This window comes from Marinobacter salinexigens (assembly GCF_008370345.1).
Lineage (GTDB): Bacteria > Pseudomonadota > Gammaproteobacteria > Pseudomonadales > Oleiphilaceae > Marinobacter > Marinobacter salinexigens.
Genome location: NZ_VTUU01000010.1, coordinates 59349 through 75664, shown reverse-complemented (window position 1 = coordinate 75664; position 16316 = coordinate 59349). Strand labels below are relative to the sequence as shown.

Genomic DNA, 16316 nt, shown 5'->3' with positions numbered 1-16316 from the left:
CCATTTCAGCGCGAAATGAAGGCCTTACTGTGGTAAAAAACAGGTTTTCAGGGACAGAATATGATGAATTGTGACCGCCCATGCTGATTATCCCCGCCGAAAACGCCGTTAACTGGAAGCGCCCGCCCTGGGTGACCCTCGGATTAATGCTGGGGTGCCTGCTGGTATTCCTGTTCTACCAGTCCGGAGACGACCGGATTATGGACGAGGCCATCGAGCACTATCTGGACTCGGGGCTGCAGGAACTGGAGGCACCGGCCTACGAGGACTACCTTGATCGCCGGATACGGTTCGACGGAGAGAGCGAAAGGGTTCACGAGTTACAGGAGTTCCAGCAGCTCCGGCAAGATAATGAATCATTCTGGATGGCTGTCAGCCTGTTGATGGATCCGGAGTTCTATCAATACCTGCTGGAGAATCGGGATGTCATCTGGGCTACGGCTGATGGCCAGCGCTGGCTGGAGTCCCGGGTGGCTATTCAGGAAAACTACATCCAGCACCTCAGTGCCAACCAGCTGGGGCTGGTGCCGGCGGACCTTTCCCTCTATACCCTCATCACCTATCAGTTCCTCCATGGCGGCTGGGGTCACATCATCGGGAACCTGATCTTCCTTTTCCTGCTCGGCTTCACTGTGGAAAAAGCTCTGGGGCCGGGTCGCTACCTGCTGGCTTACCTGATTTGTGGCGCGCTGTCCGGGCTGGTGTTTTCGGCTTTTTCGGTTGGCAGTCATATCCCACTGGTGGGTGCTTCCGGCTCGATTTCGGGCCTGATGGGCATGTATGTAGCGATCTACGGCCTGAAGAAAATCCGCTTCTTCTATTTTGTGGGTGTTTATTTCAACTACTTCCGAGCTCCGGCGATTGCCGTGTTGCCAGTCTGGATAGGCAAAGAAATCTATGACTACTGGTTTGCTGGTGCAACGGGCGTCGCCTATATGGCTCATGCCGGCGGCCTGATTGCCGGCGCGGGGCTGGTCTGGTTGCTTGGCAGAACCTGGCTTCAGGTGCGGGACGAGTTCTATGAGCCGGAGGAAGACGAGCAGGATGCGCGTTTCACCACGGGCTACGGCCAGGCCATGGCGAGCCTGGGAAGAATGGAATTTGACCTTGCCCGCCGTCAGTTCGAGGCCCTGTATGAGCACTACCCGGAGCGTACAATCCTGCTTGAACACCTGTATAACCTGGCCAAACTAAGGCCGGACCTGCCGGAATACCCGAAACGCGCCCGCGAACTGATGAACGACGCTATGAACCGCCGACAGCCAGAACAGATGATTGATGTATGGCAGGAATATCTCAGCAAGGGTGAATCACATCAACCGTTGGCGGCGGAAGACCACAATCGCGTTCTGTTCACCAGTCTGAAGCAGCACGACATGAAATCGGCAGAGAAAGCCTTCGAGCGTTTGCGCAACAGCGGTGATGAGGTCCTGACATCGGAGGCCTGTCGTTTGCTGATTGCAGAGTTCGAGAAGCAGCAGATGGAGCCGAAAGCCCGTCATTACCGGCAGATATTACAGGCACATTAATGGAGTAACGGAGGGGCGAACAGGGCCTTCAGAAACACGCTGTGAATACCTCCCTGTACGCTCGGCTCCGCCATCCATGGCTCCGCACGGTTTCTGAAGGCCCTGTTCACCCCTCCTGATCGGGCATTGCAAAAGAAGCTTTGGGGCCCTTCAGAGGCTCCTTTTTGCTGGCCTGTTCCAGGTAGGTAGTGATCTGCTCATGGAGCGGATGGTTAACGCACCGCTTCTGGATGAACGTCAGAAAGGCGGAAGCCTTTTCCCACTGCCCTAGCCCGTTTGCCAGAGTCTGTGCGACAAGCAGATAGGCCGGTGCCAGCTGGTCGCTTTCCGGGAAGCGTTTATGGAAATCCTGCAGCAGGCGTAATACCGGTTTGAACTGGGCCCGGTGATACAGCGTTCTAGCACACTGCACCGCCAGTTCAGGATCCTCCAGCCGGAAGTTCGGTTCTGCCTGTTGCAGTGTTTCCAGCAGCGTGGCCATGTTTTCTCCGTCGTTACGGATGGCCAGCCAACCGAAGATTCGCGGGTGATAGCGGTAAAGCTCGGCGACGTCGTTGCGGGCAGTGGATAACTGGTACAGCTGGCCGATACGGAGGGCATTCTCCGGATCTTTCTTCAGGGCCTCTTTCAGCATCGACAGAACGCGATCGTAGTTTCCATCCTTCAGATTCATGTCGATATCCGCGTCAAACCGGGCGCTTCGGCTGCGTTCGTGCTGCTGCTCAGTGGGGCCTTCGTCCTGGATATCCGAAGCGAATCCAAGTTCTTCCTGATACTGGAACAGCAGGTATCCCAGCATGTGAAACAGGATCAGGGTAAACGTACTGTTCAGGAAACCTGCCAGGGGCTGTGCAACCCAAAGCGGGAAGTGGTTAACGGCGAAGTCCTGAGCCGCCCCGGATGCCAGAGTCAGCAGGATCAGGTATCCGTAGAGCAAAAAGTACGGCGCGCCGATGCGGGAGATCAGAACCGCCAGGTTCATCGGGTTTACCGCCGGGCCGACGGCTCTTTCCATGGCCAGCACCATGATACTTGCGGGTAATGCCAGTACCACGAAAGCCACTGCCAGCATCATCAGGATAGGACCGCCGACCATTGCAGCGGCGCCGACCAGTCCGCCCATCAGAATAAACACCAGCAGTTGCAGAAACACGATGCTGAAACCGCTTCCTGTGAACGCGGCTGAAACAGGTGGTGGTTTCAGGTGCCCCTCAGCGGTGTGATTGATCACCTCGTAGGTGTATTTGATCAGTGCAAATGCGAGTGCCAGCCAGACCAGAATTCCGGCCAGGTTCGCCGGGGCGATTAGCGGAACAAGGGTACAGATGGCGATGACAATTAAGGGATCGGTGTGAAACGGGTAGCGGAAAAACGCGCCGACACGGTTCCAGAAGGGAACAACCTCAGTAGCTGCGCCAAGGTAGCGCATGGATTTACTGCAATGGGGGCACAGTGCCCGGCGCTGGCGGACATCAGCATCGGGCATACAGCGGCTGCAGTAGTGAACCTGGCAGTCGCCACAGTGCCACTTGGCGGGTTCTCCAGGATGATAATGGCAATCGTGTTTCACAGCGGTTTCCTGATCCGTCAGAAATCAGCCGTCAATCATGACAGAACTGCAGGCTGCCCGCATCAGACCTGTTCACATGTGACCGCAATAAAGACCACCCTGAGCGGTCAGGCTGGTTGTTCCTGCCAACGCTCGCGAACTTCCAGAATCCCCGGCAGGCTTCGGAAAAAGACGTCGACCAGTTCTGGGTCAAAGTGTTTTCCACTCTGCTCCCGAACCAGGTCGGTTGCCCTTTCGATGGACCAGGCCTTTTTGTAGGGGCGTTCGCTGGTCAGAGCATCAAACACATCCGCCAGTGCGACGATGCGTGCTGAAAGGGGAATGTCCTTACCTTTGAGTCCCTCCGGGTAGCCGGTGCCGTCCCATTTCTCATGGTGGCAGAGGGCAACTTCACGCGCCATGTTCAGCAGGTCCGAACCGTCCTCTCCAATGATTTCAGCGCCAATTCTCGCGTGTTGCTGCATCACCGCCCACTCTTCCGGGTTGAGCTTTCCCGGCTTCTGAAGCACTGCGTCGGGGATGCCGATTTTGCCGATATCGTGCATCGGGGCTGCGTTGAGCAGGGTGTCTGCCCAGGCCTCACACATACCGGCTTCCAGAGCTATGACACGGGCAAAATAGCTCATTCGGATAACGTGCAGTCCTGTTTCGTTATCTTTGTACTCTGCGGCTCGGCCAAGGCGATGAACGACGGCAAGGCGCGTTTCCACCAGTTCATCGATCTGTACCAGCGACAGGTGGTTCTTGACCCGCGCCTGAAGAATCGGAGCACTGACGGGCTTGGTCACGTAGTCCACCGCGCCCAGTTCAAACCCCCGGGCTTCGTCTTCTGCGTCTGCCAGCGCGGTCACAAAAATAACCGGAATCTTGCGGGTATTTTTGTCTGCCTTGAGGGTGCGACAGACATCATGCCCGGACATGCCCGGCATCATCACATCGAGAAGAATCAGATCCGGCTGTTCCATTGAGGCCAGTGCAATTGCCCGTTCGCCGTCTTTGGCAAATAGCAGGCGATACTGGTCGGAAAGGATATTCCGGAGCACTTGCAGGTTGGTGGACTCATCATCCACCAGGAGCAGGGTTTTGGTATCTCTCAGCATCAGGAGTCTTCCAGGCTACTGCGGTAAGTGGCGAGAATGGTGGCTGCCTTTTGAGGATCGAAATCATCCATGGCTGTGGCGGCAGATAGTGCAACCTCCTCTGGCAGACCGGGCTTGATCGCGATGAAAGCATCATCCGGGATTTCGCCATGGGAGAGCAGTTTGATGATGTTCTCCAGGGTGTCAGAATCCAGTGTCAGATCGGAACTAAGGTCTGGCGTTGCTGCGTTGATGGCCGGTTGTTGTTCCTCGAGCCATTGTCGGGCCTCGTCAAACCTTTGCCTGAATTCATGCCATAGCTCGGACTCTTCGCGGTCGTCCGTCTCGACAACAAGTTCGAGGTTAGCCAGACATTCCTGCAATCGACTCAGTCCGAGATTTCCTGCTACACCCCGAAGCCGATGAGCTGCTGGTGCACCTTCCTGCTCACACGCTTTGCGGAGGTTGTCGGGCTGATTCTCTGGCGTAGCGAGAAAGCTGTTCATAGCTGTGAGGTGATCAGCGTTGTCAGGCCAGAGCTGGTTTACTGTGTTGAGGTCTACCACGGTACCGGCCCCGTCAGGTATACCGTTCGCCACCGCCCGTTTGGCAGACGGCCGCACGGAGGGTTGAACGGGTTTGATGTCCAGATCCATGACTTTAGCGATTTCTAACGTCAACTCTGGCAGGTCTATGGGCTTGGCGGCAAACCCATCCATGCCGGATCGGAGAGCCTCACGTCTGTCCGCCTCCAGTACGCCGGCGGTCAGGGCTATGACAGGAGTATGTTTCCGGTTCTGGGACTTTTCGAGTTGTCGGATGGCGCGGGTCGCGTCGTGGCCATTGAGGTCGGCCATCTGAATATCCATGAGGATCAGATCGAATGCCTGAACACGGTAGTGTTCAACTGCTTCCGTTCCATCTTTGGCGCAGACAACATCGTGTTTACGCTGTTTGAGCAGCTTACTCAGCAGCTCAAGGTTCTGGGGGATGTCATCAGCGATCAGGATTTTCAGTGCCGGTAGCCGGGTTTCCTGATCGGTGTAGTCTTCGTCAACCGCTTCACCCGGGGTGAGCGGGAGCGACACCTGGAAGGTCGAGCCTTCGCCAGGCGTGCTGGTGACGCTAATCTGTCCGCCCATGAGTTCGACAAGCTGGCGGGCAATGGTGGTGCCCAGCCCGGTACCGCCAAACCGGCGAGTGGTGCTGGCATCGGCCTGGGTAAACGGCTCAAAGATCGAGTCGATACGGTCAGCTGGAATCCCTATACCGGTGTCTTTTACCTGAATAGCAACCTCGCTCGACGTTGACTGCTCTACGGACAGGATCACCCCTCCGTGCTCAGTGAACTTGACGGCATTACTCACCAGATTCAGTACAACCTGCTGGATTCGAAGTGGATCGCCTTTGAAAAAGTGGTCAGCGTGGTACTCCAGCTCCAGCGCCAGTCCCTTGCGGCCGGCACCCAGCGACTGGGTAGCAACAATCTGTTCGCAGAGCAGGCGCAGGTTGAAGTTGCGGATTTCCAGCTCAGTGTGGCCGCTGTCGAGTTTGGCTTTGTCCAGAATGTCGTTAAGAAGGCCCAGTAGTGAGCGGGCAGAGTTCCTGACAATGGTCAGGTGTTTGAACTGGGATTCGCCAAGAGAGGTGTCGAGCACCAGGTCCGTGAAGCCCATAATGGCGTTCATCGGGGTGCGGATCTCATGGCTCATATTGGCAAGAAAGGCGCTCTTGGCTTCGGCTGCCTGCTCGGCTTCCTCTTTGGCACGCCGCAGGTCGGTTTCCATCTTGTGGCGTTCAGAGAAGTCGGTGATGAAGCCGACAAACGTGCTGATGCCGCCAAGCCTGGACTCGCCAATAGCCAGGCGAACAGGAATCTGGTGACCGTTCTTATGGAGCGCCATGACTTCACGGCCCTCCCCAAGGATCTTGCGCTGACCGGTGCGGAGGTAGTTTTTCAGGTAACTGTCGTGAGCATCGCGATGGGGGTTGGGCATCAGCATGCTGATGTTGTGACCGATGACCTCGTCCGCACGGTATCCGAAGATGCGTTCTGCCGACTCGTTGAAGGACAAAACAATGCCCCGGTCGGAAATCTTGATAATGCCGTCCACGGCAGCATCAACAATGGCCCGGAGTTCTCCGGCAACCTCCTGACTGCGCTGCATGAGTGTTCGATAACGGGCAATGGCATTCACGCCTCCGGCGATTAGCCCGAGGGTGGTGGTAATAAGAGCAATGGCAATGGCGAGAGCCGTGTGGCTGTCAGTGCCTGAGGCCGGCAGGTGGCCCGGGTCGCCGATAAAGCGGGCGGCTTCCATGGCGGTGTAGTGCATGCCAGCGACGGCAAAGCCCATAATGGTGCCGGCCAGAACACGCCTTTTGACGCCGCGAGCCCAGGGTTTGTGACGTAACCCAAAGTTGATCCACAGTGCCAGGGTGCCCAATACGACAGCGACGATCAGCGAAACAACAAACAGCAGAGGGTCGTATCGGAGAGCCGGGCCGATCTCCATGGCTGCCATGCCCAGATAATGCATGGTGCCGATGCCTGCGCCAACGGCAATGCCGCCGCCAAAAAGGCGCCAGCCGGTCAGCTCACTTCTCGTCAAGAGCCTGAGTGCTACCCAGGCGGCAACCAGGCTGGGGATGGCAGACAGCATGGTAATGCCCAGGTGGTAGTGAACATGGGCAGGCATTTTGAAGGCCAGCATGCCGATAAAGTGCATGGACCAGATGCCGAATCCGAGCGCAGTGGCACCTGTGAACAGGTGCAAGCGTTCCATGAACTGGCTGGCACTGCGGCGGGCGACAGCGGCCAGGGTCAATGCCATGTAGGATGCACCGGCGGCAATGAGCAATGAGAGAGCCACCAGTGTCAGGTCATAGTGACCGGTGACCAGTTTTTCAGGCGGTGTTTCGGAAAGTACAAAAAAACTATCTAGCGCCAGCAAGGTAATAACCTGAGAGATCGGGGGTTGTGTCAGCAGAAACCGACTGCTGCCTGAAATTTTCCGTTAAGTCTTTGTTGTGATTGCCTTCCTGGAATCCGATAGGTTGTTAATTTTCCGTTCAGATGTCAACGAGGGAAAGTGCTTATAATTTGTTCGATCGGGCCGGGAGGCCGCTTCAGACAAGGGCTGTGGTGCCCATTCATCCGGGGAATGGCGGGCATTCACCGGGCTTTGGTTGAAGTCTCAGACTGCGATGCAATAGTTAATGGAGGTTTCCACTAAAGGAGGCACTCCATGTCGACGACATCCCCGAGCAAAGATAGCCTGAATACTCTTTCCACTCTGGATGCAGGGGGGAAGACGTTTCACTACTACAGCCTGGCAAAGGCGGCACAGTCACTGGGTGAACTGGATCGCCTGCCATTCTCGCTGAAAGTTCTGCTTGAGAATCTGCTACGTAACGAAGATGACACAACAGTTGATCGCAGCCATATCGACGCCATGGTGCAGTGGCTTGAAGACAGGCACTCTGATACCGAAATCCAGTACCGCCCCGCTCGTGTGCTGATGCAGGATTTCACCGGCGTACCCGGGGTGGTTGACCTGGCGGCCATGCGTGAGGCGGTGAAGATAGCGGGCAAGGATCCGGCCCTGATTAACCCTCTGTCGCCGGTCGACCTGGTCATTGACCACTCGGTCATGGTGGATAAATACGGCAATCCTTCGGCGTTTAAAGAAAACGTAGCCATCGAGATGGCGCGAAATCAGGAACGGTACGAATTTCTGCGTTGGGGCCAGCAGGCCTTCGACAACTTCCGGGTTGTGCCACCCGGTACTGGAATCTGCCACCAGGTGAACCTGGAATATCTGGGCAAGACCGTCTGGCAAAAAGAGGTTGATGGCAAAACCCTGGCATACCCGGACACGCTCGTAGGTACCGATTCCCACACCACCATGATCAATGGCCTGGGCATTCTGGGTTGGGGTGTTGGCGGCATTGAGGCCGAGGCCGCCATGCTCGGGCAGCCGGTGTCGATGCTGATTCCGGAAGTGATCGGTTTCCGGATTACCGGAAAGCTCCGGGAGGGCATCACTGCCACCGACCTGGTGCTTACCGTCACCGAAATGCTGCGCAAGAAAGGGGTGGTGGGCAAATTCGTGGAGTTCTATGGCGACGGGCTGAAAGACATGCCGGTTGCCGACCGGGCTACCATCGCGAACATGGCGCCTGAATATGGCGCAACTTGCGGCTTCTTCCCGGTGGACGACCAGACGATTACCTATATGCGCCTGACCGGCCGGGATGATGCCCAGTTGGCGTTGGTCGAGGCCTATGCTAAAGCCCAGGGGCTGTGGCGAGAACCCGGCCATGAACCGGTGTATACCGATACTCTCGAACTGGATATGGGGGATGTGGAAGCCAGCCTTGCAGGCCCGAAGCGGCCCCAGGACCGGGTTGCCCTGAAGAACATGAAGTCCTCGTTCGAACTGCTGATGGAAACCGCAGAGGGGCCGGCAGAAGCGCCAAAAGCGCCAAAAGCAAAGCTTGAGTCCGAGGGTGGGCAGACTGCCGTTGGAATCGAAAACAGCTATGAACATCGTGCCAGCCAGCAGGTTGAGATGAATGGCGAGACCTTTCGGCTTGATCCGGGGGCTGTGGTCATCGCAGCCATCACATCCTGTACCAATACCTCCAACCCGAGCGTGATGATGGCGGCAGGCCTTATCGCCCGGAAGGCTCTGGCCAAAGGCCTGAAAACCAAACCCTGGGTGAAGACTTCACTGGCACCGGGTTCCAAGGTGGTAACTGACTATCTGAACGTGGCCGGACTGCAGGATGATCTGGACAAGCTCGGATTCAATCTGGTGGGTTATGGCTGCACCACCTGTATTGGTAATTCAGGCCCCCTCCCGGACCCGGTGGAAAAGGCCATCAACGAAGGCGATCTGACGGTGGCGTCCGTGCTGTCCGGTAACCGAAATTTCGAGGGCCGGGTGCATCCGCTGGTAAAAACCAACTGGCTGGCGTCGCCCCCGCTGGTGGTTGCCTATGCTCTGGCTGGCAATGTTCGTGTGGATCTCAGCAAAGATCCTCTCGGGTTCGATAGCGACGGCAACCCCGTCTACCTCAAGGATCTCTGGCCCAGCCAGCAGGAAATTGCCGAGGCGGTGGAAAAAGTCAAAACCGGCATGTTCCGTAAGGAATACGGTGAGGTCTTTGACGGCGACGAAACCTGGCAGTCCATCAAGGTGCCGGAAAGCAAGGTCTATGAGTGGTCTGATCAATCCACCTACATTCAGCATCCGCCGTTTTTCGATGGGCTGGGTGAAGAACCGGACGCCATTGAGGATATCCGGGATGCCAATATCCTCGCTCTGCTGGGAGACTCAGTCACCACCGACCACATTTCCCCAGCAGGTTCGTTCAAGCCGGATACGCCGGCAGGCCAGTACCTGCAGGTGAATGGTGTGAAACCTGAAAACTTCAACTCGTATGGCTCCCGCCGGGGTAACCACGAAGTCATGATGCGGGGTACCTTTGCCAATGTTCGCATCAGAAACGAGATGCTGGATGGCGTTGAAGGCGGTTTCACCCGCTACATACCCAGCGGTGAGCAGATGGCTATTTATGATGCTGCGATGAAGTATCAGGAGCAGGGGACGCCACTGGTGGTCATTGCGGGCAAAGAGTACGGTACGGGCTCAAGTCGTGATTGGGCTGCCAAGGGAACACGACTGCTCGGGGTAAAGGCGGTAGTGGCGGAGTCCTACGAACGGATCCACCGTTCCAACCTGATTGGAATGGGGGTGATGCCGCTGCAATTCCCGGAAGGCATGGATCGCAAACGCCTGAAACTGACCGGCGAGGAAACCATCACGATCACAGGGCTGTCTGGTGAGATCCGTCCTGGGCAGCGGCTGGGCATGACAGTGACTTACAAGGATGGTTCTACGGAAACCTGCGACTTGATTTCGAGGATCGATACTGCCAATGAGGCCGTGTATTTCCGGCATGGTGGCATCCTGCATTATGTTGTCAGGGAGATGCTCAAGTCGGTTTGACGACCGGCAGTTCAAGCCAGAAAGTCGCTCCTTTCCCGGGTGGAGAAGAATAATCCACAATGCCATTCATCCGGGTCATCAATTCCCGGGTGATGGCAAGTCCCAGACCGGTGCCTCCTTTGGAGCGCCGGTCTGAGGCATCAGCCTGTGAGAATTTCTGGAAAATCAGGCCCTGAAAATCCGGTGCAATGCCAGGGCCCTGATCTTCAACGCATACCCGGATACGGCTATTGTGCCTTTCGGTAAACACCCGGACGGACGTTTCCTGTGGGGAGAATTTGATAGCGTTAGACAACAGGTTGTGCAGTGCCTGGGAGAACCTCCGGCGATCCACCTCAACGGTGAGTTCATCCAGATGCCCGATGTCCAGAGTGACCTGCCTCTCCTCGGCAAAGTTTCCAATATCCTCTACGCATTCCCTGATCACCTCAGCAAGGAGGTGACTCTCCGGACGAAAGGTCATCTTGCCCGCCACCAGTTTTTCGATATCAAGCAGGTCATTGATCAGAAAAGTCAGTTGCTTGCTGTTGCGGTAGGCGATGTTTGCAAGGGCCGTGGCTTTCTCGGGAAGTGCTCCGGCGGCATTGTTCGCGAGCAGGCCGAGGGAGCCGGAAATCGAGGTCAGTGGAGTACGGAGTTCATGACTGACTGTAGAGATGAACTCGCTCTTCATGCGCTCTACTTTCTTCCGTTCGGATATGTCTTCTGCGATCAACCAGATGACGGGTTCACTGTCACGGGTATCCAGCTTCAAACCATGAAGCAGAATGGGTCTGAGTTCACCTGTTGCATCCGGCAGGCCTGTTTCAAAGCCTGTGAAGCGGAACCGCCGGCTGAGTAGGTCAGGTATGTTCAGTCCGCCTTCGAACTCTGTATTGTTCTCATCACGGGCCGCATTGAAGTAATTCAGCGACGTAGCACCATCGCCGACAACCCGCTTAAAACTCTTGTTGGCGCGCAGAAGAGTGCGTTGGTTCGCCTCATAGAGGCCAATGCCGACGGGTGCTAATTCAAACAAACCCCAGAATCGCCTCTGCATTTCGCGGTCTTTGAGGAGGAGACGGGTTAGCCAGAAAGTTCCCCCTGTCACCACCAGGATCATGAACAGCAGCATGCTGCGAATCAGCCAGGGGGATTCCGGGTGGACTGGCCAGCCCTGACTGGGCTGGGCAAAAAGAGTCCAGGTGGTGCCGGGCATTTGCATGGAAGCGTGAACAGGCTGCTTCCAGGTCGATCCCGCGGTGCGGAAAAACATTGCGGACGCGTCCAGCGGGTCTGAAGATTCCGATAACGCGAACATGCCTTCCGAGGCCATGGTTGAGAAGTCGATAGACTTATAGAGCTTGGGCAGATCGAGTATCACCGATACCACGCCCCAGAACCGCTTGCCGTTGTTGTCGAAAATGGGAATTCGCGCCGCGAGGCCCTGGCCGCCTTGAACCAGATTGATGGGGCCGCTGAAAATGGCCCTTTCGGATTCCAGCAACATGGTCACCTGTTCGGGGGACAGGCTCTGGGACGTCAGATCGAGTCCTATAGCGGCACGGTTGCCTTCCTCCGGGTAGACATGTCGGATAACAAAATCCGGTGCCAGGCCTATATTCCTCAGGTCAGGCGCCAGTCTGAAGATGACCGACGCCAGTTCGTGAAAGCGTGCGGCATCGATGTTCGGGTCAACCGACACATTGGCAGCCAGCCCCCAGACTGTCTGAACATTCTGGAGAATGACGCTCTGCAACTTCAGGCTAAGGTCATCGGCTTTTACCTGCCATTGCTGGCGAACGTCAGACCGGTATCTCTCGGTACTGGCTGTATCCAGGATAACTGCCGCCGCAACGATCAGTACGAAGGTGGCTATCCGGGTCAGCCAGATAAGTGAGTGGAAGAGTCTGTCGTGGGTTTGTGTCGTCATGGACTTTTCGATGGCTCAGCTCTCTATTGGCAATTCCAGCCAGAAGGTAGCTCCATGTCCTTCAACGGATGAGAAGCTGACGTTTCCTCCCATCTGGGCCATGATTTCCCGGGTAATTGCAAGCCCCAGGCCGGTACCGCGTTTGCCCCGGGTGTCTGAGCTGTCTGCCTGGGCGAACTTCTGGAATATCCGGGATCGGAAGCTGTTTGCAATGCCGGGGCCGTTGTCGGAAACCAGAATTCGGACCTGGCCGCTGATAAGCTCTGTTGACACGTGTACGGTACTCTCGTCCGGTGAAAACTTTATGGCATTGGACAACAGGTTGGTCAGGGCTTGATTCAGGCGATAGCGATCCATCCTGGCGGTGACGTCGTGACTATTGTCAGCAAGAACAATGGCTACATGACTGTCCAGCGCATAGGTTCGAAGCCGGTCCACCGCGTCTCGAACTACTGGCAGCACCGATTCAGAAGAAAGGTGCATGATCATTCTGCCGGATACCAGCTTTTCCATATCGAGCAGATCGTCCACCAGCAGTCGCAATTGTTCGCTGTTCCGGTGCGCAATGGAGACCATGCGTCTGACTTCCGCAGGGAGTTCGCCAAGGGTCCCACCGGCAATCAGCCCCAGTGAGCCTGCGATCGAAGTAAGCGGTGTCCTTAGCTCGTGACTGACTGTTGATATGAACTCGCTTTTCATCTGGTCCACTTTGCGGCGTTCCGAGACATCCTCCACCAGAGTCCATATCAGTGTCCTTCCGGATGCGTTGGTGATTCGCATACCGCGAATCAGCGCAGGGAAGACCGATTCGTCTGCACGAAGCATATCCAGTTCGTGAGGGCCGAAGCGCCCGGTTTCCCTGAGCTCACGAACAATACGATCTTTCAGTCTGGCTGATTGTTGGGGAAGAAGCTGGGTAAAGTCTCCGGCAAGTAGCTGTTCCCGGCTGTACCCTGTGGGTTTTAAAAGAGCATCGTTGATGTCGAGGAATTCACCTGAGTAGTAATCATTCAGTGCAATACCGATGGGAGAAAGTTCGTAAAGCCTGCGAAGTTGCGCTTCACTTTCCTTGAGGGCCAGTTCGGTCTGCTTTTTATCGTCAATATCTGCAATATAGCCATGCCACATGATGCTCTTGTCGGCGAGGACCTCAGGCGATGCCTGTCCTTCCACCCAGCGCCATGATCCAGAGCCCTTGCGAACCCTGTATTGCTGTTGCCATAGGGAGAGGCTCTCGGCTGATTCGGAAATACTGGAGCCGACCTTTCCAAGGTCGTCTGGATGGATAGCATCGAAGACCACGGAGGCATCATCAACCACATCGCCAGGATCAACGCCGTAAATGTCTTTTATGTGTGGGCTGGAAAATGGGAATGTTGAGTGTCCATCGGGCCACAGTCGGTACTGGTAGAGCACCCCGGGGACCTGTTCGATCAGCTTGCTTTGTGTCTGGGTGCTGAGTTTGCGTTCGATAACGCCGGCGATCCAGCGAGCGAGAAGGGTTACAAAGGTGATTTCAGTTCCCGAAAATGGGGTTTTGCGAGGCTCTGGGGAAGAAAAGTTGAGTGTCCCGAACAGATGGTCCCGAATGTGTATTGGGGCCGCGATGTAGCTTTCCAGACCGAATGCGGCATAGCAGGGACGTGCTTTATAGGGCGATGTCGCCATGTGGTCGATAGCCAGGCTATGGCCGGCTTCCACCAGAATGGAACAATAGGTGTCGCCCAGAGGGAAGTTGGCGCCCTGCGCCAGGCCGGCATCCTGGGGGGCATCAAACCAGAGAATGGTGTACACATCGCTGGTGATCTCACTGACGATTGCTAGTGGAAGGTCGAGATACTCAGAGCCCAGAGCCAGGGCTTTACCGATTCTTGCATTGTCGTCCGTCTCCGGGTCCACGGCCAGCTCGTTCAGTATGCTCAGGGCAGTGTTCTGTTGTTGTATCTGTTGCAGGTTTTGCATTTCTTCGGTGATGTCGGCATGGGTGCCATACATCATCAAAGGCAGGCCTTCAGGCGTCCATTCAAAGACCCTCCCGCGATCATGTACCCAGACCCAGTGGCCATCCTTGTGCCGCATGCGGCACCGGATGTCGTACACCGGGGAAGAACCGTCAAAGTGCGCATTCAATCGACGCTCTGACTCCTCGAGGTCTTCCGGGTGGGCCAGATCAAGCCAAGTCTGGATGTTGACGGGGGCCAACTCTTGCAGGGTGTAACCACAGATCTCGGCCCAGCGTTCATTGAATACCGTTTCTCCGGTCTGGACATTCCATTCCCAGGTACCGACATTGGTGCCTTCAATCACCGCCAGAGCCCGACGTTCACTCTGTTTCAGGCTTTTATCGAACGTTGAGTCCTGAGGGGATTCAGGTGTTTTCATGAGTCGTCTCTGTGGCTGCCGTACTACTGGGGAGTTCGATCCAGAAGTTTGCACCGTGCTCATAAAAATAGCCGATACGTCCATGCATGAGTGCGGCCAACTCTTTGCATATGGCAAGGCCCAGGCCGGTACCCTTCACGGAACGGGTTGTGCCTGCCTCGGCCTGGGAAAAGCGCTCGAACAGTTTTGGTTCAAACGCTTCTGGTACGCCATCGCCCTGATCACTGACGACGATTTTCACCAGACCGGCGGATGTTTCGGTTGTCTGGATGCGGACTACGCCATTAGCCGGGGAAAACTTGATGGCATTACTGATGAAGTTGTCCAGTATCTGCCGGAGCCGCAACGGGTCTGTCACCACCTGACTTCCGGAGGCACAGGCTTTTTCCAGCTGCACATGATGATCTGCTGCCGTGGTCTGGTTGCTGGTGATCGCAGAGTCAATAATGGCATCCAGCGGTTGCAGATTGAGGGTCACTGACATCTGCCCTGCGGTGAGTTTGTTGAAGTCCAGAAGATCGGATATGAGAAGCTGCAGGCGTTCGCCATTACGCAGCGCCAGAGCGCACATCTCGCCTGCCTTCACCGGCAGTGCTCCTGCAGCACCGGATTCAAGAAGTTTCAGGGCGCCGTTTATGGAAGTGAGCGGAGTACGAAGCTCATGGCTGACATTGGAAACAAAGTTCTCCTTCATTTCACTCATGGCATCACGCTCGTCCATCAGGCGGTTAAAGGCCGTGGCCAGCTCCTGTACCTCGGTTGGTCCTTGCGTGCCCAACCGGGCAGCCTTTGAAGGATTGCGAATCATGCCTTCAATGGTCCGGGTCATTCTCTCAAGAGGCAGGGTGGTAGAGCGACTGGCGAGGAAACTGAGTACAGCGATCATCAGACCGATCACCAGGCTGAAACCAACAAAACGAAAAAACGACTCTTTGGCCGGCGCGGTTGCATGCTCGTAAGGTACCGATCGGATAAACAGCCAGCCCAACCGCTGCAGGTGGCTGGCTGCGAAGATCAGTTCCTGACCAGCGGTCGTTGTCACCCTGCCGAAACCAATGCCGGATAGCGCTGCGTCAATCAGAGGGTCATGTCCTGGAGGGGGCAGGGATTCGATCTGGTTTTGATCTGAAGGCCCGCCTTCGATGTACAGGAAGTTGTCAATGTCGACCACTTTAAAGCTGCTGCCTGTCTGACCTTTGTTGGTTACCAACTCCGGGGGAATCAGGCTTGTCTGACCAACTTTAAGGGTGCCGGCAATAAAACCCAGAAGGTCTCCGTCGTCTGACTCGATCGGCGCCAGAAATGACAGGAGTGGAACACCGGTGGTGCGCCCCATGATCGGTCGGCTGATGAGTTCTTTTCGGGTCTCGAACGCCTGGCGAAAATGTTGTCTGTCGGCGTAGTTTGTGCCCAGCCGGCCTGGCACAAAGTAACTTTCTGCGATGGCGGTTGCGTGTTCATCCATCACGACGACCCCATCGGGGAACAGGGTCTTGAGCAGGCGCTGGCGATCCAGTTGCACGGCGATCTGCTCCCGGGGCAGCAGCTGCTTGCCGTCGTTCAGGGTGCTGGCGGATTCTTTCAGTATGTCGAGCTTGAGCTGCAACCGCTGATCGACTTCAGAGGAGATCCTCCGGGTTTCGGAAAGCTGCTGTTCAGTCAGGAGAGTTTCGAAATCGTCAACGAGCGCGCCATAGGCAACGATCAGCACCGATCCGACGGTGGCAATGGTTCCCAGAAGAATAACGAGAGCGAGGCGAGTGCTCAGTGAAATTGACGGCAAGCTGGCTTCCTTGGGGTGCTTTGGTTTATTAATGGTACTTTGGT

Annotated in this window: 8 protein-coding genes; 2 read left to right on the top strand and 6 right to left on the bottom strand. The window is 56.1% G+C overall.

The annotated features are described in order from the left end of the window. Positions 1-80: 80 nt before the first annotated feature. Entirely contained in the window at positions 81-1529 is a 1449-nt protein-coding gene (locus FWJ25_RS16570) for a rhomboid family intramembrane serine protease (protein WP_149601379.1), read from the top strand. Between the two features lie 106 nt (positions 1530-1635). On the opposite strand, the gene FWJ25_RS16565 is transcribed toward FWJ25_RS16570, so the two are convergent. From FWJ25_RS16565 to FWJ25_RS16555, 3 genes are all read right to left on the bottom strand, one after another. Continuing rightward, positions 1636-3099 carry a hypothetical protein gene (locus tag FWJ25_RS16565; protein WP_149601378.1) on the bottom strand — a complete coding sequence of 488 codons (1464 nt, stop codon included), beginning with the start codon at positions 3097-3099 and terminating at the stop codon, positions 1636-1638. Positions 3100-3206: 107 nt separating this feature from the next. Then, positions 3207-4199: an HD-GYP domain-containing protein gene (locus FWJ25_RS16560; protein ID WP_149601377.1), complete on the bottom strand. Its 993-nt coding sequence runs from the start codon at positions 4197-4199 to the stop codon at positions 3207-3209. Further along, positions 4199-7132: an MHYT domain-containing protein gene (locus FWJ25_RS16555; RefSeq protein ID WP_149601376.1), complete on the bottom strand. Its 2934-nt coding sequence runs from the start codon at positions 7130-7132 to the stop codon at positions 4199-4201. Before FWJ25_RS16555 ends, FWJ25_RS16560 begins: the two co-directional genes overlap by 1 nt. 294 nt (positions 7133-7426) lie before the next feature. Here FWJ25_RS16555 and acnA point away from each other — a divergent pair, with 294 nt between their 5' ends. Then, complete coding sequence (gene acnA, locus FWJ25_RS16550; RefSeq protein ID WP_149601375.1) at positions 7427-10195, top strand: aconitate hydratase AcnA; 2769 nt, start codon at positions 7427-7429, stop codon at positions 10193-10195. Here acnA and FWJ25_RS16545 read toward each other — a convergent pair. Genes FWJ25_RS16545 through FWJ25_RS16535 form a run of 3 tightly spaced genes read right to left on the bottom strand, consistent with a single transcriptional unit; the run spans position 10182 to position 16272 of the window. Then, a complete protein-coding gene (locus tag FWJ25_RS16545) occupies positions 10182-12107 on the bottom strand; it encodes an ATP-binding protein (RefSeq protein ID WP_149601374.1) in 1926 nt (641 codons plus the stop codon). The two genes, acnA and FWJ25_RS16545, sit on opposite strands and share 14 nt — an antisense overlap. 15 nt (positions 12108-12122) lie before the next feature. Then, entirely contained in the window at positions 12123-14489 is a 2367-nt protein-coding gene (locus FWJ25_RS16540; RefSeq protein ID WP_188093650.1) for a PAS domain-containing protein, read from the bottom strand. Continuing rightward, entirely contained in the window at positions 14476-16272 is a 1797-nt protein-coding gene (locus FWJ25_RS16535; protein WP_149601372.1) for a sensor histidine kinase, read from the bottom strand. Before FWJ25_RS16535 ends, FWJ25_RS16540 begins: the two co-directional genes overlap by 14 nt. Positions 16273-16316: the final 44 nt, after the last annotated feature.

Coding starts and splice junctions, on each gene's coding strand:
- FWJ25_RS16570 (WP_149601379.1), top strand. CDS start 81: ATGCTGATTATCCCCGCCGAAAACGCCGTTAACTGGAAGCGCCCGCCC.
- FWJ25_RS16560 (WP_149601377.1), bottom strand. CDS start 4,199: ATGCTGAGAGATACCAAAACCCTGCTCCTGGTGGATGATGAGTCCACC.
- acnA (WP_149601375.1), top strand. CDS start 7,427: ATGTCGACGACATCCCCGAGCAAAGATAGCCTGAATACTCTTTCCACT.
- FWJ25_RS16545 (WP_149601374.1), bottom strand. CDS start 12,107: ATGACGACACAAACCCACGACAGACTCTTCCACTCACTTATCTGGCTG.
- FWJ25_RS16540 (WP_188093650.1), bottom strand. CDS start 14,489: ATGAAAACACCTGAATCCCCTCAGGACTCAACGTTCGATAAAAGCCTG.